At 61.8% G+C, this 20320-nt stretch carries 18 protein-coding genes; 5 read left to right on the top strand and 13 right to left on the bottom strand.

What is annotated here, in order from left to right:
• Positions 1-4: 4 nt before the first annotated feature.
• Entirely contained in the window at positions 5-598 is a 594-nt protein-coding gene (locus HU715_RS08195) for an NADPH-dependent FMN reductase (protein WP_186705682.1), read from the bottom strand.
• Positions 595-1449 carry a sterol desaturase family protein gene (locus HU715_RS08200; RefSeq protein ID WP_186705681.1) on the bottom strand — a complete coding sequence of 285 codons (855 nt, stop codon included), beginning with the start codon at positions 1447-1449 and terminating at the stop codon, positions 595-597. The genes HU715_RS08195 and HU715_RS08200 overlap by 4 nt, the downstream gene beginning before the upstream one ends.
• Before the next feature lie 67 nt (positions 1450-1516).
• On the opposite strand from HU715_RS08200, the gene HU715_RS08205 reads away from it, so the two are divergent.
• The 4 genes from HU715_RS08205 to HU715_RS08220 all read left to right on the top strand — a co-directional run bounded on the left by HU715_RS08205 (position 1517) and on the right by HU715_RS08220 (position 5920).
• Complete coding sequence (locus HU715_RS08205) at positions 1517-2479, top strand: AraC family transcriptional regulator ligand-binding domain-containing protein (RefSeq protein ID WP_186705680.1); 963 nt, start codon at positions 1517-1519, stop codon at positions 2477-2479.
• A 248-nt stretch (positions 2480-2727) separates the two neighbouring features.
• Positions 2728-3795 carry an alpha/beta fold hydrolase gene (locus tag HU715_RS08210; RefSeq protein ID WP_186705679.1) on the top strand — a complete coding sequence of 356 codons (1068 nt, stop codon included), beginning with the start codon at positions 2728-2730 and terminating at the stop codon, positions 3793-3795.
• A 227-nt stretch (positions 3796-4022) separates the two neighbouring features.
• On the top strand, positions 4023-4769 hold the full coding sequence (locus tag HU715_RS08215; protein WP_186705678.1) for a YkgJ family cysteine cluster protein: 747 nt from the start codon (positions 4023-4025) through the stop codon (positions 4767-4769).
• 242 nt (positions 4770-5011) lie between these two features.
• Positions 5012-5920, top strand: coding sequence for an AraC family transcriptional regulator (locus HU715_RS08220; protein WP_186705677.1), 909 nt, complete (start codon positions 5012-5014; stop codon positions 5918-5920).
• 42 nt (positions 5921-5962) lie between these two features.
• Here HU715_RS08220 and HU715_RS08225 read toward each other — a convergent pair whose 3' ends face one another.
• The 3 genes from HU715_RS08225 to HU715_RS08235 form a co-directional block, all read right to left on the bottom strand.
• A complete protein-coding gene (locus HU715_RS08225; protein ID WP_186705676.1) occupies positions 5963-8203 on the bottom strand; it encodes a xanthine dehydrogenase family protein molybdopterin-binding subunit in 2241 nt (746 codons plus the stop codon).
• A 12-nt stretch (positions 8204-8215) separates the two neighbouring features.
• Entirely contained in the window at positions 8216-8689 is a 474-nt protein-coding gene (locus tag HU715_RS08230) for a (2Fe-2S)-binding protein (protein WP_186705675.1), read from the bottom strand.
• 143 nt (positions 8690-8832) lie between these two features.
• On the bottom strand, positions 8833-10032 hold the full coding sequence (locus HU715_RS08235; protein WP_186705674.1) for an MFS transporter: 1200 nt from the start codon (positions 10030-10032) through the stop codon (positions 8833-8835).
• A gap of 116 nt (positions 10033-10148) precedes the next feature.
• Here HU715_RS08235 and HU715_RS08240 point away from each other — a divergent pair, with 116 nt between their 5' ends.
• Positions 10149-11030: a LysR family transcriptional regulator gene (locus HU715_RS08240; protein ID WP_186705673.1), complete on the top strand. Its 882-nt coding sequence runs from the start codon at positions 10149-10151 to the stop codon at positions 11028-11030.
• Positions 11031-11319: 289 nt separating this feature from the next.
• Here the strand turns inward: HU715_RS08240 and HU715_RS08245 are convergent, their stop codons facing one another.
• From HU715_RS08245 to HU715_RS08280, 8 genes are all read right to left on the bottom strand, one after another.
• A complete protein-coding gene (locus HU715_RS08245; protein WP_186705672.1) occupies positions 11320-12099 on the bottom strand; it encodes an SDR family NAD(P)-dependent oxidoreductase in 780 nt (259 codons plus the stop codon).
• Positions 12100-12160: 61 nt separating this feature from the next.
• The gene (locus HU715_RS08250; RefSeq protein WP_186705671.1) at positions 12161-13420 is read right to left on the bottom strand and encodes a TIGR02270 family protein; all 1260 of its coding nucleotides are present in this window, start codon (positions 13418-13420) and stop codon (positions 12161-12163) included.
• Positions 13421-13439: 19 nt separating this feature from the next.
• Positions 13440-14318, bottom strand: coding sequence for a beta propeller repeat protein (locus HU715_RS08255; RefSeq protein ID WP_186705670.1), 879 nt, complete (start codon positions 14316-14318; stop codon positions 13440-13442).
• Positions 14319-14339: 21 nt separating this feature from the next.
• Positions 14340-15425: a PAAR-like domain-containing protein gene (locus HU715_RS08260; protein WP_053179813.1), complete on the bottom strand. Its 1086-nt coding sequence runs from the start codon at positions 15423-15425 to the stop codon at positions 14340-14342.
• Positions 15425-16465, bottom strand: a complete 1041-nt coding sequence (locus HU715_RS08265) for a hypothetical protein (protein WP_186705762.1) — start codon at positions 16463-16465, stop codon at positions 15425-15427. The genes HU715_RS08260 and HU715_RS08265 overlap by 1 nt, the downstream gene beginning before the upstream one ends.
• A complete protein-coding gene (locus HU715_RS08270) occupies positions 16462-17574 on the bottom strand; it encodes a DUF2169 family type VI secretion system accessory protein (RefSeq protein WP_186705669.1) in 1113 nt (370 codons plus the stop codon). The genes HU715_RS08265 and HU715_RS08270 overlap by 4 nt, the downstream gene beginning before the upstream one ends.
• A gap of 15 nt (positions 17575-17589) precedes the next feature.
• Positions 17590-18048 (bottom strand): DUF6484 domain-containing protein, encoded by a 459-nt coding sequence (locus tag HU715_RS08275; protein ID WP_186705668.1) that lies wholly within the window; start codon positions 18046-18048, stop codon positions 17590-17592.
• 16 nt (positions 18049-18064) lie between these two features.
• Positions 18065-20290, bottom strand: a complete 2226-nt coding sequence (locus HU715_RS08280) for a type VI secretion system Vgr family protein (protein ID WP_186705667.1) — start codon at positions 20288-20290, stop codon at positions 18065-18067.
• Positions 20291-20320: the final 30 nt, after the last annotated feature.

Raw genomic sequence — 20320 nt, forward strand, 5'->3', positions numbered from 1 at the left:
CCGCCTACATACCGGTAGAAAACGCCGGAGGCTGTTCAAGGGCCCGCCTGATCTCGCGACACGCAACGTCGTACTGGCTGAGCAGGCGCAACGCCCAATCAGCACGTTCGCGAATGCGCTTATCGTCTTCGTTGGCCGGCGCCTGGTCATTGAACATCGATTCCACGTTTCGAATGATCAGGTGTTCAGGCAAGTAAAGGAGCCGGCAATTCTTGTAACTCGACGCACGCAACTCGGCGATCGGGTATGCGCCGCCCAGGCCCGCCGAGACGCCCACCAACAGCGCGGGTTTGTGCCCGAGCTCGCTGATCCCCGCGTACAGGAAGAAGTTCTTCAGCGCCGGGCAGGCCATGCCGTTCCATTCCGGACTGATCACGATCAGCGCCGTCGCTTTGGCAAGGATCGCTTGTTGAGCGGGCCACAGCTGGTCGCGGTCTTGTTCCGGCCAAAGCGGCAGTCGGCTGGTGGCCAAGTCAATCAAGTCGCTGGCCTCCCACAGGTTCAGATCTGCCAGTCGCTGTCGCAGATGACTTGCCACTTTGAGCGACTGGCTGCCCGCCCGATTGGAGCCCGACAGCACGACGATACGGCGGCTCACGGCGTCACCTCCGGTTGGACGCGGGTCTTGGGCGCGGTACGGCGAGCGCGTACGACGGGCCAGAACAATTCTTCTTGCCAACTGATCGGCGACAGATGCTCGATGCCGTAGGCCGGCGGACGTCGGCGCGTGATCTTTGCGGTCCCAAACAAGACGTCCCATAGAAACAGCAGGTTGCCGAAGTTGCCTTTGTAATGGGTGACACCGTCCTCGGCCGTCAAGCCATGGTGGGCCGAGTGGGTGGCCGGGGTCGAAATCGTCCGCTCCAGGATCCAGACCAGGGGCCGCAACACGCGAACGCCATACAATTTGTCATCCCAGGCCACACTGCTGTGCGCCGCGAAAATGACGGTCATCTTGATGATCAAATAGACGTAGTAGACCGGCGCAAGGCCCAGGTAGATCAGCATGCCGGACAGCCAGATACCGGGCATGAGCAGGTAGTAGAAGCTGTTGTTGCGATAAACGATCCGGACACTCATGTAGGGCGCGGAATGATGGGCACGATGCAGTGCGTAGAGGGCGGGCACCCGATGGGTCAGGCGATGCCACCAGTATTGTGTCATGTCGTCCAGCAGCAGGAACAACACGAAACCCGCGGCCCAAGGGATTGCCACCAGCGCATCCTTCATCTGCGGGGCAGCCAGGCCGAGCAGCTTGCCGCTCAGCCACATGACAGCAGGGAAGGTGATTGCCACCAGGATCCCGGAGCCGATGACTTCAATCAGTACGTCACGCCTGCCGGCCGATGACTGGCGCAAGACCGAGCAAGCAAGTTCCAGCAAAATGAAGGCGAGGAATATCCCGGCCACGACAGCGGAAGGATTATTGGCGAGCATTGTTGTATTCATGGCACTCTCGATTAAGGCCCCAGCGGGCAATGCCATTTCATTAGAAGCCAGCGAGTCAGCCCTCCCAATGCGCGAAACGGACAGAATCGAGCGAGAAGCGGTCAATCGCTCACCCCAACGCTTTCACCGGGGCAAATTGGGCCAGGTGCTGGAGCGTTTCCTGGACAGTCATGCGGGCGGGAAGCACAAGGACTACAACCTGATCGAACTGGATCAGCTCTGGCGCGAGGCTGCGCGGGTCGATCCGGCGATCGGCTTGAACTTGTTCGGGTTATTCACGCCGCAGGACTGGCACGTCCTGGCCTACCTTTGCCTGTACAGCCCTGACGTCCTCTCGGCCATGCAGCTCTGGGCGCGGTACGCACCGCTGGCCGCTGACACCGACACGGTGCGTTTGGTCAATGATGAGAACGGCCTGGGGGTCGAGCTGAATGTCGACGCGCCGGGTGATCTGGCGCGGTATGTGGTCGAGCACTACGGCGTGATGGCCATTACGCAACTACGACAAGGAACGGGGAGGGACGTACAACCGGTTCTCGCCCAATTCGCCCATTCGCGACCCTCGTACTACCTCCAGTACAGCCACTGGTTCGGCGACCGTGTCGAGTTCGATTGCCCGGTCAACCGTTTCTACTTCGATGCCCCCAGCACACGTCTGCCGATGCAAACGCGTCATCACGGACTGCTGGAGCTGCTGACTCAGGAACTCGACCGTCGGTTGGCCACGCATCGCCACTTCACCGGATGGTCGGCCCGGCTCGCCGAGGGCGTTCGACAATCGCTGGCCAAAGGCGAGACACCGACGCTGGTGGATCTGGCGCACGCGCTGCACCAGACGCCGAGGACGCTGCGCCGGCGCCTTGAAGAACAAGGCACGACCTTCAGGCAATTGCTCGACCAGGTGCGCGCCGAACTGGAGCAACTCCTGGAAATGCAAGGCGAACCTATAGCGCAGATCGCCACCCAATTGGGCTACAGCGATACGACCGCCTATCTGCATGCACGAAACCGGTGGCGTGCGGTGAAGTAAGCCACTCCGCGTATTGCAGGCGCGTGCACATTGTGGCGAGGGAGCTTGCTCCCGCTGGGCTGCGCAGCGGCCCATTTTTGTGAGCTCCGAATGTATCCAAGCGTATCCTGGCTCACGATCGATACGGACGCTTGCATTCCAGCCCGTCGCTGACACATCCGCGATACCTGGCCAACGTCAAATGGGACCCATCGAGACGGCCCAAGTCGTCTCACCGGCTTACCCACGTCGTTCGCAAGGAGCTTCACATGGATATAAACAATCCCCCCGTACCCCGGCATCGCCGTCTGCTTGCACCCACGCTCCTGGCGTTGGCAATGATGCAGATGGGCGCCTTGGCATTGACCTCTTCCCCGGCCAGCGCGGCCGATCTGCCGGCGAGCACTGTCGGCGCGATCACCCCCGGCAGTCACACCTCGTTCGGCCCGCTCAAGCACGTCAAGGCCGGCCTCCTCGACGTTTCCTATGCCGAAGTGGGTCCCCCCGACGGGCCGGTGGTGATCCTGTTGCACGGTTGGCCCTATGACATCCACAGCTACGCCGATGTGGCGCCGGCGCTGGCAGAGAAGGGCTATCGCGTGCTGATCCCGTATGCCCGCGGTTATGGCGATACACGTTTCCTGTCTGCCAAGACCCTGCGCAACGGCCAGCCTTCGGCGTTGGCAAGCGATCTCATCGATTTCATGGACGCGCTGAACATCAAGCAGGCCGTGCTCGGCGGTTACGACTGGGGCGCACGCACCGCCGACATCGTCGCGGCCCTTTGGCCAGAGCGGGTGAAGGCGCTGGTGGCGGTGAGTGGCTACCTGATCGGCAGCCAGGAGGCGGGCAAGGCGCCGCTGCCGCCGGCTGCTGAGTTGCAGTGGTGGTACCAGTTCTACTTTGCGACCGAGCGTGGCCGTCTCGGTTATGAGAAGAACACCCACGACTTCGCCAAGCTGATCTGGAAGCTGGCGTCGCCGAAGTGGAATTTCGATGACGCGACGTTTGACCGAAGCGCCGCCGCCTTGCAGAACCCCGACCATGTCGCCGTTTCAATCTTCAACTATCGCTGGCGCCTGGGGCTGGTCAAGGGCGAAGCCAAATACGACAGGCTGGAGAAGAAACTGGCGACGTTCCCGTCGATCAGCGTGCCGACCATCACCCTGGAAGGCGACGCCAATGGCGCTCCCCATCCGCCCGCCGAAGCCTACGCCAAGCGTTTCACCGGGAAATATGAGCATCGCCTGATCGATGGCGGCATCGGCCACAATCTGCCGCAAGAGGCGCCGCAGGCGTTCGCCCAGGCTGTGATCGATGCCGATCATCTTCGATGATGCTGCGTTCCTCATATCTATTGTGAAAGGTTGCCTGAAACAACGAATTTTCCTCCCAAAGGCTGATACCGGAAATCACCTTGGATCAGGCAAACATGCCGGCGGATCCGGCAAGCGGATGGACGTTTCGCTCCACATACTCTCGCGGCCCTGAGGCCCTGCCACGCATGTATCCGAATGGTGGGGCCTTCTGTAGGCGTTCAAAAACATGTGTGCGAGTGCTTGATATGGAAAACAACGCGATCCGCTTTGCCTGCAACGGCTGCGGGGTTTGCTGCAAGGGTCGGCTGATTCCACTGACACTGGGAGAGGCAAGGCAGTGGCTACAACGCGGGCATGAGGTGGCGGTCGTACTGGAGGCATTCGATGAGTCGACCTGGCCCTCGGAACCGCGACAATTCGCCCACAGCGCCCAAAGGGCGGTGGAAGTCAACAGTGGCGATGCCCGAATTCGAGTTGTTGCGGTACTGGCAGGCAATGCGCTGACGCAGTGCCGCAATCTCGGCGACGATGGTCGTTGTGGGATCTATGAAGAGCGGCCGCTGGTCTGTCGGATCTACCCGATGGAAATCAATCCACTCATTGCCTTGCGTCCAGCCGACAAGATCTGTCCCCCCGAAGTCTGGGAGGCGGGCGAGGTCTTGTTCACCGACCGCGTCGTCGATCCGCTCCTGGCCGATCAGATCGAACGTTCCCGCCAGGCGGACCGGGACGATGCCCAGGCCAAGATTGCGCTGTGTGAAGCCATGGGCCTGAACGTCGCCGCTTGGAAGGGCAACGCGCTGGCGGTGTACTTGCCAGACCGAGTGCAGTTGGCTGAAGCGATCATGCGCTACGACCGCGCCCCCGTGGCACCGGCACGCGTGGACTGGAAAGTGCGGGTCGAGACGCCGGCCTTGGCCCAACGACTGTCGCAAGTAGGTGTCGCGTTGGACGATCAACCGTCCACCGGCTACATCTTCCAGACTCTTTAGGTAACCGACAGAGCCATCACTTTGTGCACTCCCAGCTTCTGAAATATCTTGTCATACCTGCTTCTGGGGGAGTGATGCCTGCTACGGCTCGTTGAATCGTGCAAGAAATTGCGCCAATCAGGCAAACGATCCGAACCGCCGACCCAGCATACTGCGTCCATATTGGCCCACGACTCGCGGCGATGCCGAACATTGTTCGCCATCGCCGCGAGTCGTGGGCCCGAGTTTCCAAGGAGTGAAGTGTGCACACCGATTTTAAAAGCGACCAGAGCGTCAGCGATATCAGTCGCCTGGTCGGTTCAGTCAGCCGGCATGTGCCCAGCGATGGCGACCAGATAACGGCTATTGCCGGTTTGACCCTGCATCGGCGCAAAGCGATCACCGCGCCGATGCATTGCCTCTACGGCCTGGGCATCGGCGTGACCTTGCAAGGCCGCAAACAAGCCATGATCGGGGACGAGATACTGACCTACGCGCCCGGTCAGTCCATGGTGACCTGCGTGGATCTGCCGGTCATTTCCCATGTTTCCCAAGCCAGCGTCGCCAAGCCATTCCTGGGCATGATGCTCAGATTCGACAGCACGATGGTGATGCAGGTGGCCGAGCGCATGCAGCTGTCACAACGCATGCGCGACGACGCGTTTCGACCGATAACCGTACAAGCGCTGGATGCCGGCGTACTGGAGGCCCTGCGACGCTTGATAGAGCTATTGGAGGAGCCGTCCCTGCTTGAGGCGGTGGCGCCGCTGATCAAGGAAGAGATCGTCGCTCGCCTGTTGAGTGGTGCCCACGCGCCGCAGTTGCTGCATGTGATTGCTGCCGGTTCACCCAGCCAGCACATTGCCAAGACCGTCGCCTGGCTGAAACTGAATTTTCGCCAGGCGTTGCGCATGGACGATCTGGCGGCACAAGCCCACATGAGTCCTTCCACATTTCGCCAGCATTTTCGCACTGTAACCGGCATGAGCCCGTTGCAATACCAGAAGCAACTGCGGCTACAAGCCGCTCGGCAGTTGATGTTGAGCCAGAACGTCGACGCGAGTAGCGCAGGGGGCTTGGTTGGCTATGAAAGTGCCTCGCAGTTCAGCCGTGAATACAGCCGTCTCTTTGGGGCGCCGCCGCAGCGGGATATCAAACGGATTCGCTTGTGATCGCGAGACTGCCTGGCATTGCGACCAGACAGCCTCGCCCCATCACACTAACTTGAACGGCAACTCACGCAACGGTTTACCCGTCAGGCTCGCCACGGCGTTGGCAAAAGCGGGGGCCAACGCTGGCAGGCCGGGTTCGCCCATTCCCGTGGGAGGCTCGGCGCTGGGCACGATGTGGACGGCGAATTCCGGCATGTCGGTAATGCGCGGCACGCTGAAGTCGGCAAAATTGCTCTGCTGCACCACGCCGTCCTTCAGGGTGACGGCGCCACCGGGCAGGCACATCGACAAGCCCATCAGCGCCGCGCCCTGGACCTGGGCCTCGACGCTGCGTGGGTTGACGACCAGGTTGCAGTGCACGCCGGCGGTCACGTTGTGCAGCACGGGGCGGCCATCCTGCACCGAGGCTTCGACCACATATGCCACCACCGAACTGAACGACTCGTGGACCGCCACGCCCCAGGCACGGCCCGCCGCTAGCTGGCGCTTGCCGTACTCGCTCTTGTCCACGGCCAACTGCAGCGCTTCGCGATGGCGTGGGCTCTGGTCGCCAAACAACTTCATCCGGTACGCCACCGGATCCTGTTTGGTGGTGCGGGCGATCTCGTCGATCAACGTCTCCATCACAAACGCCGTATGGGTGGAGCCCACGCTGCGCCACCACAATACGGGCACGTTGAGCTTGGGATGATGAACTGTCAGGCGCATGGGCAGCGGATAGGGATTGCGCATGCCCTCGGTGGCGGTCGGGTCGATGCCGTTCTTCACCCGCCCGCCAAATACGGTACCGGTGATGATCGATTGGCCCACCAAGGCGTGGTCCCAGGCGAGGACTTTGCCGCTGTCGTCAAAACCGATACGCGCACGGTGCAGATGCATGGGGCGGTAGTAGCCGCTCTTGATGTCGTCTTCCCGGCTCCAAAGGGTGCGGATAGGGGCGTTGACTCCCGCAGTGCGGGCGGCCTTGGCGACTTCGCAGGCCATTACCACGAAATCGTTGGTGGGCACGCCGCGCCGGCCAAAACCACCGCCAGCGGTCTGTACGTTGACCTGGATCTGCTCGGGCTTGAGGTTCAGTACCTTGGCGGCCGCGGCACCGTCGCCGCCGGGGAACTGCGTGCCGACCCACAGTTGAGCGCTGTCCTGGGCGAGCTGCACCGTGCAGTTCAGAGGCTCCATCGGGGCGTGGGCGAGGTAGGGAAACACGAACTCGGCGTCCAGTTGATGCGGCGCGCTGGCCAGCGGCGTCATATCGGCGTCGAAGTGCAACGGGCCGGGCTGGCTGGCCAGCTCGCGGTATTGAGCCAGTTGTTTTTCGCTGTCGACTTTTTCCACGGTAGAAGTGTTCCATTCCACCTTCAGTGCATCCCGGGCCAACTTCGCCTGCCAGTAACCGTCGGCGACCACGGCGACACCTTCGGCGCCGCCGTCCAGCGGCACGCGCAACACGGCTTTGACGCCTTTCGTGGCCCGCGCGGCGCTGTCATCCAGGGAGGCAATCCTGGCGCCGAACACCGGTGGTCGAGCGACGACCGCCGTGAGCTGCCCCGGCAGGTGCATGTCGATGCCGAAATCCTGTTGTCCGCTGCTCTTGGCCTTGGCATCGATGCGGGTGGTGGCCTGGCCGATGATGCGGAAATCCTTGGGATCCTTGAGCGTGATCTGTTCGGGCACAGGCATCGCCATGGCGGCTTCTGCCAGTTCGCCGTAGCTCGCCTTGCGACCCTCGGGCCCGAGTACCATGCCGGCCTGTGTACGCAGGCTCGCCACGTCCACATTCCAGCGGGCAGCAGCCGCACTCAGCAGCATGGCGCGCGCGCGGGCGCCGAGCTCACGGTACTGGGTGTAGCTGTTCTTGATCGTGTTGGAGCCACCGGTGAGGTGAATGCCGAAGGCCGGGTCCATGTAGGCGGCGTCGTTGCTGCCGTTGCGACTGCGCACCAGGCTCCAGTCGGCATCCAGTTCCTCGGCGAGAATCATCGGCAGTGCGGTTTGTACGCCCTGGCCGAACTCCAAGCGGTTGATGGTCACCGTGACTTCGCCATTGGGCGCGATCTGGACGAATGCGGAGGGTTGCTGGGTCGGCTTGAGCGGCGCTGCGGCGGCGCCATTGGCCTCCTGCGCCAAGGCCAGGTGCGGGAACGCACCCAAGGCCAGCCCGCCGATGCCGACGATCTTGAGAAAACTGCGCCGGGGCAGGGCTGCTGGGCCGTCAGCCTCGTCGCGCTCAAGCATCTGTTGCAAGGCGCGGGGAAGCTCGTTCGGGAATATCTCGTTCAACATGGTCGGCTCCGATCAGGCAAGGGTCTTGGCGGCATCAGCCACCGCGGCGCGGATTCGGGCGTAGGTGCCACAGCGACAGATATTGCCGGCCATGGCCGAGTCGATCTCGGCCACCGTGGGCTGCTTGCCCTTGGGCTGGGCCTTGAGGAATGCGGTCGCGCTCATGATCTGGCCGCTCTGGCAGTAGCCGCATTGCGCCACGTCGTGCTTGACCCATGCGTCGTGCACGGCGCTACCCACCGGATCACTGCCGTTGGTGGCCGCTTCGATTGTGGTGATCTTCTTGCCCACGGCAGCGGCAATGGGCGTCACGCAGGAACGAATGGCCTGGCCGTCCAGGTGCACGGTGCAGGCACCACACAACGCCGCGCCGCAGCCGAACTTGGTGCCGGTCATGCCCAGCGTATCGCGCAGGGTCCAGAGAATCGGGGTGCCAGGGTCTACGTCGACCGTGTATTCACGGCCGTTTATGTTCAGGGCGCTCATAGGGGGACCAGCTCCAGATGGTTTGGCTCTGGTTAACTATAGGAAGGAATGGTTGGGGTGGGTTGCACGATCCGGGCTGATTCTTGCCTGATCTTGCAAACCAAACCGGGATATCAGTCCCCAAGCGTAATAGATCCGTGTTGCTAGATGCTCTGCGCAAAGCCATGGCGTTCTGCAGACCACACCACGGCCAACGTCAGCAGCAGGAGAACGACCAAGACCGGCGCAAACGCAACGACCCCCAGGTGATCGAGCAGCAGACCACCGACGATCCCGCCACCGGCAATGGCCAGGTTCCAGGCCGTGACCAGCATGGACTGGGCGAGATCCGCCGCGTCCCCAGCCGTCTTGGCGATGGCTGTCTGAAACAGCGTCCCAGCCCCTCCGAAAGCGATTCCCCAAGCCGCCACCGCGATATAAACCGCCGCAGGCGTGTCGCTCATCACGCCAAGTGTCAATGCCGCAAGGGCGAACAGCACCGTGCCGGCCAGCGTCAACGCCCGCAGGTGGCGATCAATCAGCACGCCGACGACCCAGATCCCCAGCAACGACGCGACACCGAAGACCAGCAGGACCAGATCTATCCGCTCGCCCAGGCCCGCCGCCGTCAAAAACGGCGCGATATAGGTAAAGAGAATGTTGTGCGCCAAGACAAACGCCAGCACCACGAACAACACCGAGCGAACGCCCGGGAGGGTGAAAACCTGACCCAAGGCAAGGCGCTTATGGGTGGCTTGCCCTGGGAAGTCAGGCACCTTGAGTCGGACCCAGACCATCAAGGCGACGGCGAACAGGCTCATGATGGCGAAGCTCATCCGCCAACCGATCAGGTTGCCGAGCAGCGTACCGGCGGGTACGCCCAGGGATAACGCCAAGGGCGCGCCCACCATGGCGATCGCTATCGCCCGGCCTTTCTGGTGTGCGGGCACCATGCGGGCGGCATAGCCGGCCAGCAAGGCCCACAGCAACCCGGCCGATACGCCACCCAGCAAGCGCGCGACCATCGTCAAACCATAATGGGTCGAAAGCGTCGTGACGGTATTGGCCACGGCGAAACCGGCAATGGCGAGCAACAAAAGCGCTCTGCGCCGCATGCCTTGGGTCGCTGCCGTCAGCGGAATGGCCGCCAACAAGGAACCTATCGCGTAGACGGTGACCAACTGGCCGGCGAGGGATTCGGAGATCGCCAGCCCTTCGCTGATCTGTGAGAGAAGGCCGGCGGGCAAGGCTTCGGTGAGAATGGTCACGAACGCCGCCAGCGCCAGGGCAAATAGTGAACCGATGGGAAGCGGTGCGGTGTCTTGAACGACCTCGGCATCGATATGGGTATTGGCAATCGTCATGGGGCACCTGCCTGAAGCGCTGATAAGTGTCGACCACGGTAAGTGCGCGTCTTTTGCGAGACAAGAATGCTAGAGTGCAGAACACATCGGAAAAAATGTCCGCAATGGGGGCTGACTTGGAATCGCTGAGCGGGATTGATTTTTTTGTGCGCGCGGCCGAAACCCGCAGCTTTTCAGAAGCGGGCAGGGCGCTTGGCATTTCCTCTTCGGCGGTGGGCAAAAGCGTGGCCCGGCTCGAGGAACGACTGGGTGTACGCCTGTTTCATCGCAGCACGCGCAGTATCACGCTGACGGCGGAAGGTGCGCTGTTCCTTGAGCGTTGCCGGCGGATTCTTTGCGAAGTCGAAGCGGCCGAGCAGGAGTTGTCGCAAACCCGTGAAGCACCCCGGGGCAAGCTGCGCGTGAGCTTGCCACTGGTTGCGGATCTGGTCATGCCGACGCTGATCGCCTTCATGCGCCGCTACCCCAGTATCGAACTGGACCTGGATTTCTCCGACAGGCTGGTGGACATCATCGAGGAAGGTTTCGATGCGGTCATTCGGACCGGAGAACCGAGCGACTCTCGGCTGATGTCCCGCCCGTTGGGCACGTTCAAGCTGGTTGTGGTTGGTTCGCCGCGGTACTTTGCCGAACACGGCACACCGCAGGTGCCGGCGGATCTGCTGCGGCATGCCTGCCTGCTGTACAAATTCCCCAGCACTGGCCGGATGCAAGTCTGGCCGGTAAACGGCGAAGGGGCGCCGGATCTCAACCTGCCGGCCACCCTGGTTTGCAACACCACCGAGGCGTTGCTGCATGTCGTGCACGATGCGTTGGGGATCGCTTGCGTGCCGGACTTCACCGTGCGCAAGGCCATCGCCAGCGGTGAGCTGGTCACCGTCCTGGATGACTTCAACCGGTATCAGAACACCTTCCGCATGCTCTGGCCTTCCAGCAAACATTTGGCGCCGAAACTGCGGGTGTTCATCGATTTCATGAGCAGTGAATTATTCAAGTGACGCTTGGGCGCTTTTGTGGCGAGGGAGCTGGCTCCCGCTTGAGTGCGCAGCGCTCATCGCTTTTTGGGGGCCGCTGCGCGCCCCAGCGGGAGCAAGCTCCCTCGCCACAAGGCCGTGCTGTTCTCGAAGCCCTTGTGCCTCCTGAACCACCGCCATCGCGAGCAGGCACAACATTCAGGTCTATCCCAGCCCCTTGTGGGAGCGAGCCTGCTCGCGAAGAGGGCAGCCAATCCAACACTCATTTAGCTGAACCACCGCCATCGCGAGCAAGCCTGCTCCCACAGGGGAATCAAGGCGCCTTGTTCTCGACCAGGCAGTTTCCACCATCCACCACGATGACTTCGCCAGTGAGGTAGCTGGCCTCTGCCGACGCCAGGAAAGCCACCAATGCCGCCACCTCTTCGGGACGTCCGGCCCGGCCCATCGGCGTGTAGCCAGCTGCCTTGGCTTCCTCGGCGGTGGTCGACCCCGTGGTGATCCAGCCGGGCGCGACGCTGTTGACAGTGATCCCTTGCTGGGCGACTTCCAGCGCCAGGCTCATGCTCATGCCAACCATTGCGGCTTTCGCGGCGCTGTAAGCCGCTTCACCGGGGTTGCTGCAGCGGGTGCCGGTCGTGGAACTGATGTTGACGATGCGCCCGTAACGACGCGCACGCATGCCGGGCAGGACCGCCCGCGTAAGCAGAAAGGCCGTGGTGAGGTTTCGCGCCAGTGTCAGGTTCCAGGTGTGCAGGTCCATGGTCGCCAAGTCGGAAAAAAACTCCGGACTGCCTTGCATGGCCATGCCCGCGTTGTTCACCAGAATATCGACCTGCCCCCAGACGGATTCTGCCCATACCATAAACTCACGGACCTGGTTTTCATCGGTAAGATCGAGGGCCCGCCCTTCGACGTCGAACCCTTCGGCACGTAGTTCTGCGACGCGTTCGAGAATGCGTGCACTGCTGGCGGTGATGATCAGTCTGGCACCGGCGGCACCCAACCTGCGGGCAATTGCCATGCCGATTCCGATCTCACTGCCAACCCCACTGATGAGTGCCACGGGGTTCTTTCCGGTGACATGCGGCATGGCGCCTCCAAAGGGTGTAAATGATTGCCGGGGGGGGCATAGCGCTATACAAATACCCTGATCATCGCCCGAACGCCGCGGTCATCCCCAACAAGCGCTTTTGCCGCCAGGCCGGTGCGCTCGTGGGGAAAAGCACTTCGGCTGGCCGATAGCGGGCGATGCCGCAGGCGGCGGCGATGCGCTGGCGTTGCTGGCCGTGGATAAGGGCTTGCTGAAAGCTGTGTTCGCTATGAGCCAATCCCAGCATATAACGAGTACCTGCCGGGAAGTGTCCGCCATTGGCTTGCCACCATCTTTCGATTGCCTGCGGGTCGGGCCAGGGGAGGTTTTCATCGGGGTCCATCGCGACATTGGGGTCATCAGGGTTGTCGTTCGGGCCCGCATCGAAATCCGGCAGGGCCTGCAGTTCCAGGTCGAGTAGCGCCAGGTCCGCGCCAGTGATCAAGCTGAAGGCTTCGCCGGCGACGCGGGCATGGGGCAAGTCGCTCATCTGCTGGATCAACCAGGGGACGCAGACCGGATCGCCCAGCAGCCCCAGGGCCTGGATGCCGATGCGCCGATCCCTGGGATCCTGTACCCATTGGCGTATCCAGGCGATGCTGGGCTCGCGCTCCTGCCAGGCCAGCAACACGCAAAGCGCGCGGTATTGAAATTCGCCCGGTCGTTCGGCAAATGAGCGCAGAGGCTCCAAGGCCTGCTGATCACCCATTTGAGTGGTGGCCCAGTTGGCCCAGAAACGCGTGGCGGCGTCTTCATGCTGGCGGTGGGCACGAATCGCTGGCAGCAGGTCACGCCGGCGCAGCTCGCCAGCGGTGCGGGCAGCGCGTGCCTGCACGCTTGGGTCGGCGTCGGACAGTCCGACCAGCAGGGCGGGGCCTGGGTCGTGGCGATGCATGCCGCAGGCTGCGAGGCCGAGGCGACGGAACAGGGGCTCGGGGGAGGCGAGCATGCGTTCGATCCAGGGCGATACCCGGTCCCAGTCGAGCCAACCCAGGGCCATCAGGTAACCGCGCTCGGTTTCCAAGGCACTGCGCAAATGCTCGCTGAGCCGCGACAGCACTTGGGCGTTACCTGCCTCGAAGGCCAGGACCACACTGGCGAACATCTCGCCGATGGCGTGTGGGCTGAGTTGGGTCAGGAGGGTTTCCAGGCCGGTGGTTCCGGCGATTCGAAGGCCGTCGAGCTGGGCGTCGAGGCGGTTGTCGAGCGTGCCTATGTGGTCCAGATCGTAATGGGGGGCACGCACGGCATCGTCCCGCAGGGCAGCGAGGAAACCGGCCTCTTCGGTGTGTTGGTCGAGAATCGGTGACAAACTTTCCATGTACGTCTCTACATTCGTCTTAAGGACTGGGTATGCGTGTCCAATTCACTCCGTCATAAGCGGCAAGGTGTCGTTCACCGGATGACCATAGACATTGCTCATTCGCGTCCAGGTATCTAAAGCTCTGATCGCCGGGAAGCCCTGTCTCGACCTTCTCCAGCTTGCCGTCTTTTAGTGTGTAGAGTGCTTTGGTGGTTGCAAGCCAGAGTCGGTCATTGAACCAGGCCATGTCCCAGAATGTATCGTCCGTGAGTTCATGCTCAATGAGCTCCCAGCGGTCGAGACGCCCTCGTATGACGATGCCCAACTGGCCTGAGATGTAAACCACTCCGTCGGGTGCGCAAAGAACGTTTTCCAGAATGATGTTGGTCGGACTTTCGCTTCGCTGCCAGGCACCTTGCCGGCGATACCATATCTCGCCCCGGTTGCCGGCAGCATAGATTTCATCTTCACCAAAGCCGTCGATGGATTCGAAGCCATTGAGGCTGTCGGCGGTCGAATCTTCGACCACCCCTTGATCGCAGCGCTGCCAGGTTCTGTCCTTTCGAACATAGACTTGGCGGCCGAAGCCTGTGGCATAGACATTGGCACCGATAGGGCGGATGTCGCGCAGCAGGCCATGTTTACTGGGTTTCTCCTCGACGATATCTTCGTAGGCTTGCCCGTCAGGCGCAGCGCGATGAACGCTACCATTGGCGCCTAGCGTCAGGATTTCGGGAGGCGCGCCGCGAACCGCGCAGATACCGGCGCAGATCGCCTGGACATAATAGTTGTCCCATGTTCCGGTCCATCGAAAGACTCGAGTACCGGGCTCGCGTTTGGAGTAGGCGAGCACATAGACGCGGTTTTTATCGAAGACGGCTACTCGGCTCAGCGTCCAATCCAATGTCTGAGTCATGTCATCCTTGCTCCCATTGAGCTACCAAGCACTGATAGTGACCTCTGGGATCATATCGTGGGCTAGCGCTTTCTGATTGTCTTGAAGGTTGGGTGTGTGTGTCCTCACAGGGGTTTTGTCCCTGACTCCGACTGTATTCTTGTGATAGGCGTCCAACTGCGCTTCCAGACATTTCTTTGAGCATTTCGACTTCGGAAAGGTCTGCTGAAGCGCTCGCACACCCGCTGAACGGGATTGGCCATAATTCCAGGCATAGTCCTTTTGACCGGGCGGCGCGCCCTCAATGGCGGCCTGTTCCAGCTTGCCTTGGGCTGCATGCATGAAGCCATGGTCCCCTTCGTAGCGTCCGCTTCCGTCTTGAGGGCATTGCACGCAAATGCACGGTGCATCTTTTTCATCGTAATTGGGGAACTGAGGAAGAGGCGTTTGGCGACCTGACCCTGTCGCTGTAAAACTATGGGCTTCAACGAGGTGGTGGCCGGTTTCGCCAGGGCAACAGGCAACTTGACTGTTCTGCGCCTTGGAATCCGCCTGCTTCTTGGACACCAGCAAACACTTTTTTGCGGAGGTACAGGCCTTGTCGTCACACCGTTGCGCTTTGGTCGGCAGTCCCCCGCACGCTTTGTTTTTCCTGGCCACTTCTTTCTTGCACTGCTCGATGGGCGTCGTCGCTGCTGCGTCGGCATAAGCCCAAGGAGGCGTATTTCCTGGCTTGGATGCGTGGTTATGAGTCATCAGGTCTAAATGCCTGACTACATTTTCCCCTTCGAACTTCACGTCCATCGACCAAGCAATGAAGTACACCTTCCCCTTGATCTTGCTAGTGACCACGCCTTTCTTCGGCGTGTTCCCGGCTTCATCTCCCGTACTGGTCTTGAAACAACTCTTGTCCTTGAGCATCACCTCTTTGCCGGTGATTTTGACCGTTCGTGTACCCCGGGTCGTGTCCTTGGCCATGCCAGTATTGGGGTAGGGGATCGGCACACCCAGCGGGGTGGGCGGGGCTTGGGGCGGGGTGAAGCAAACATCTGGAAAGCAGGCGATCGACTTGCCCGCCGCCGACTTGCAGGAAACTTCCATATTGTTGGCGTAGACCTCATTCGCCATTACGCAGCCCTCACAGTCTGGTAACTGAGCAATGCGACGGCGCGTTCGCCGGCGTCGTTGCCGAGGTGATAGAAGATATTCGGACCTTCACCGTAGCCCTTGCGGCTGGCGGCCAACGCCACGGCGAGCATGGCCGGGCCGATGGCGGCGCCGACTTCGCCGATGCAGTCGGCCGGGTGCCAGAGGTGGAAGAATTCCTTGCGCACGCGCAGGGTCCGGCTCAGGGCCAGGGAGGCCTCCTTGAAGTAGTACTGTTCGCCGGAGATGTCGGTAAGCCGATAATCCATTTGCTCCAACCCGCAGCCGGCCTCGCTCAGGGCCGCTCGTACGGCTTGGGTCAGGCCTTCGGCGCGCAGGGGAATGTCTTCGGCCTCCACGGTGGCCTTCTCCATACCGAACCCCAGGCCGATGCAGGCCAGTTGCGGTGTTGCGCTGGCAACCGGAGCGGCCAGTACCACCGCCGCAGCACCTTCGCCGGGAATAAAACCGTTGGAGTTCTCGCTGGTCAGCAGGCGTTCGCGTTCTTCGAAGGCGGCCAGGGTCGGCCCGCACAGGAAGGAATCGACGCCGGCGATCAGCACGTGGCGATGGCCGCCCTGGTAGATCAGCGTGCGCGCGTCAAGCAGGGCCACCGCAGCGCTGACCCGTCCACGGGCGATGATGTTGGAACTGGGATGAAAGCGCAGGCCCAGTTCAGCTTCGATGTCCTGCAACAGTGTTCGATCCAGGCCATCCAGGCGACCGGGGCGTTCGGCTTCGGCTACGCCCAATAGCAACGGGGTCTTTTCCGTGTCGACCCCGGGAATGCTCTGTAACGCCTCGGCGATTGCGCGGGCGGCCATCTTGATCAGCTTCGTGCGGCCGCGCCAGGGCTGTTCCAGCGGGACGCTGGCCGCGATCAGCCATTCGCCACCCTGGTCGATGAAACGGGTTTCCTGGAAGTTGTCGATGGCGCAGCGAATCGCCGCGCAGCTCGCGGGTGCGCTGAGGCCAACGGCGCTGATCATGCCGGAGCCGATGATGCAAAGCGCGGTCATCAGTCCGTCTCCTCGGGGGCGCGCCTGGCTTTTACCAGGGAGGAGAGCGACGGGTAATAATCCTTGCCCAGTTCACGGGCGCGCCACCAGCCCCTGGACATCGTGCCGACCAGCACCTGAGCGATCTCGAACATGTTGCGCCGTAGCGGACGGGAAACACGCCAGGTCAACTGCACCTGGAGAGCGTCTGTGTCGATCAGCAGGGTGTCGATCACCGCCTGCACAGTCTCATGCCCGCCTTTTTTCATGAAAAAAGTCACCGGCACGTCCATTTTGGGGATACGAAAGCCCGCGCGCTCCCGAGGCGTGAGGTTGAGCAGCAGCACCTCCTCGCCGCCACGCAGGTAGGGAACCTGTTGATCGTCAGGGGCCGCCTGAAAGTAGCGGCTGTCGAAATCCTGCGGCAGAAACGGAAAGCAGTCGGCCAGCCAGGCTTCGTCGTACGTACCGGCAAAGCGGGCGCGTTGCGGCCAGCTGCGACCCAGGGGGCCGAGAGCCATGGGGCGGAAGTCGCCGGAGGGGCTGTCGATCGGCTTGCCCAGTTCCTCCGTATTCGGCATTGGCTTGTAAGCGACTTCAGCACTGTCGATGCTGCCTGAGAACCAACCGCAACCGCTTGGGTTGTCCGGGTAGCAATGACGCATCTCCGGATTCTTGGCCATGGGATGGGAACCTCCGTAGGCCTGGGCATAGGAGATGTCCTGCTCGGTAAACGGCTGCGGTAAACCGGGTGAAACCCCCAATAGCCCCGGTTGCCATTGTCGCGGGCCGAGGACGGAAAAGGCCTTGCTCATTTGACCGATGCGAATGCCTGCGGCCAACTGCGTCACGGGCCGCCCGCCCGGGGCGTAGGCCTTGCCGCGTACCAGCACATCGCAGAACGGCTTGATCGGGGCGAAGTCCATTTCCTGCAGTGGGGCGCTGAGCCCCGGCTCGCCGAAGAAAATATCGGCCATCAGCAGCGGTTGCTGGGTGTCGGCGAGGGTTGCCGCACGGCCGTCCAGCGGCAAATTGAAAGTGCCTTTGGCCACGATCACCAGGGATTCACCGCCATCGGGCTCCAGGCCTTGGGTGTAGGCAGCAAGCAGTTTGCTGGCGTTGAGCAGTTCCATGAGTCGACTACCTGTCTAGTTGATCTGTACCGAACCGCCCTTGATGCGGTTGACCCCGCTGGAGCGGCTCGACAGATAAGCGCCCTGGATGATCACTTTGCCCGCGCGGGTCAGGGTGATGCTGGCCTTGCCACAGCGCAGGACGATTTCCCGCTCGGCGGTGAACTCCAGACGCTCACCGTCCATGTGGGCAACCGCGGGTGTCGCGGTCGCCAACAGGCGCTGGATACGACCGATCACCAGCGGCCGGGCCGGGTCGCCGGCCTCGAACATCAGGGCGACCTGGGCGCCGATGTCTTCACGGGAGAGCGGCGTGGTGGTGCGCGCGGCGAGGCCGGTTTCGCCGAGGCAGCCCGGGAAGGCCACTACCGGCGCATCTGCACTGGGCACATCCAGCAGCACCCCGATCACGACGCCATCCACGCGGGCGGGGGTGGCGGTAGAGGCAGCGGGTAAATGATATTCAACGGTCATGGCGCCCACTCCGTGGCTAGTTCTGCAGGATTTTCTGGCCTTTGACGACAACGTTCTTGTTCGCCTTGATGTTGATGGCGCCGGAGCCGTCGAGGGTAATGTTCTTGCCGCTGATCACAATGGTGCCGTCCTTCTTCAGGGTGATGCTGGCCGCGCCCGTGGTCAGGCTGATGGAGTCGCCAGCGGTGAGGGCGAAGTGCTTGCCGACGTCCAGGGTGTCGTTCTGCTTGATGTTGGTGCTGCGGTTCTGGGTGACGTCGCGGGATTCGTTCTGGCCGATCTGGGTGCTCTGGTTGCCGTTGATCTCGATCCCTTCGTTGCCCTGGACCGTTTCGTTACGGTTGCCCTTGATGCCGATCGTTTCGTTGCCGCCCACGTCCTCGGTGCGGTTGCTGACGATGGTGATCGTCTCGTTGGCACCGACCTTTTCCGTGCGGTCCGCGCCGATGGTGATGGTCTCGTTGCTGCCCACGTTCTCGGTGCGATTGGCGCCGATAGTGATTTTCTCGTCGCTGCCGACATCCTCGGTACGGTTCACGCCAATGGAGATGGTTTCGTTATTGCCGACCTTTTCCTTGCGATCCACCCCGATGGTGATGGTTTCGTTGTTATCGACGGTTTCGGTGCGGTCGTGCTTGACGTGCACGGTCTCGTCGTTGTCGATGGTCTTGCGGCGGTCGTGGCCGACCCAGTGGGTTTCGTCGTTCTCGACTTCGATGTCCTGGTTCTTCTCGGCGTGGATAAACAGCTGTTCGGCGCCTTTTTTATCCTCCATGCGGATTTCATTGAAGTTCGCCGGTGAGCCGCCCTTGCTTGAACGGCTTTTCGTCCCGCTCTGGGTGGCATTGGCGGGCAGCGCGTAGGGCACGGTCTGTTCGGCGTTGTAGACGCGGCCGGTGATGATCGGTCGATCCGGATCGCCTTCGAGGAAACTGACGATGACTTCCTGGCCGATCCGCGGAAGCTGCACGGAGCCCCAGTTCTTGCCGGCCCAGGCCTGGGACACGCGAATCCAGCAGGAGCTGTTTTCATTGGACTGGTCATGACGATCCCAATGAAAGTGCACTTTGACCCGGCCATATTGATCGGTCCAGATCTCCTCGCCACTGGGCCCCACCACCACGGCAGTCTGCGGCCCACGGACGATGGGCATCGGCGTGAGGGGCAGAGGGCGGAAGGTCTGGTTGGCATCCATGCAGTCCAGCTCGCTGACGAACTGTTCGGCGACCTCCGACTGCCCGCTTTCGTAGGCGTCCTGACGAATCTGATAACGGGCGATCACCACCAGGTACTCGCGGTTCTGATCCTCGCGGTCGTAACCCGTCAGCGTGAACAGATGACCGCAACCGATCCCGCGGGCGCGGCCACGCAATTGCACACGCTCGAACTGGCTGTGAATGGCTTCGATGCGGGTCCGCGCGTAGTGATCGCCATCGTTGCTCTGGACGTACTCACCCGGGTAGTCGTAGAGCGGGTAGTCGGCGTTGGTGTGGTTGCGCGGCACGCTGGAACGCACCTCAAGGCTGGCGCGTGGGCGCAGGAAGTCATAGTCGTTCAGCGCCAGCGAGCCGGGCTGTACTTCCCGCGCCAGTTGCCAGTCGTAGAAATGATCGCGCTCGCGCATTTGCCGATCGGGGGGGTAGAAGGGCACCGAGGCATAGTCCGCCGCCGTGGAATGAGCTCCATAGGCATCGGCGAGGACCAGCATGTGACGGCCCTTTTCATGGCGAAAGTAGTAATAGATGCCTTCCTGCTCCATCAGCCGACTGACGAAGTCGAAGCTGGTTTCGCGGTACTGCACGCAATACTCCCACTCGCGGTAGCTGCCGCTCAGGCTGTCTTCGAAATCGGAAAAACCGAGGTCGCGGAACACCTGCTTGATGATGTCCGGCACCGTCTTGTTCTGGAAAATCCGGCAATCGGAGGTGCGCGTGAGCAGCCAGAACCAGGGTCGCAGGCTGACGCGGTAGCCGGCGAACTGACCGTGCCCGGTCAACTGCCGGCAACTGCAGACGATGCCGTGGAAGTAGCGTTTGCCGCCGTCATACAGCTCCAGGGTCAGGCCCATCGGCTTGCCCAGCAATTGATCGAACGTGATCGCCCGATCTTCGGAGGTCAGGTCCAATTCGTAGTGAAACAACCGCCCCAGTTCTTCGCTGCCTTCCATGCCCTGCAGCACCAGGACATCGCCGCCGAGCGGACTGTCGACCTGCACCAGACGGCTGTTTTGCGTGATTGCCATGAACGACTTCCTTTGGCGCTTGTTTGGGTG

The sequence above is a fragment of the Pseudomonas zanjanensis genome, from assembly GCF_014268745.2.
In the GTDB taxonomy this organism is placed as follows: domain Bacteria; phylum Pseudomonadota; class Gammaproteobacteria; order Pseudomonadales; family Pseudomonadaceae; genus Aquipseudomonas; species Aquipseudomonas zanjanensis.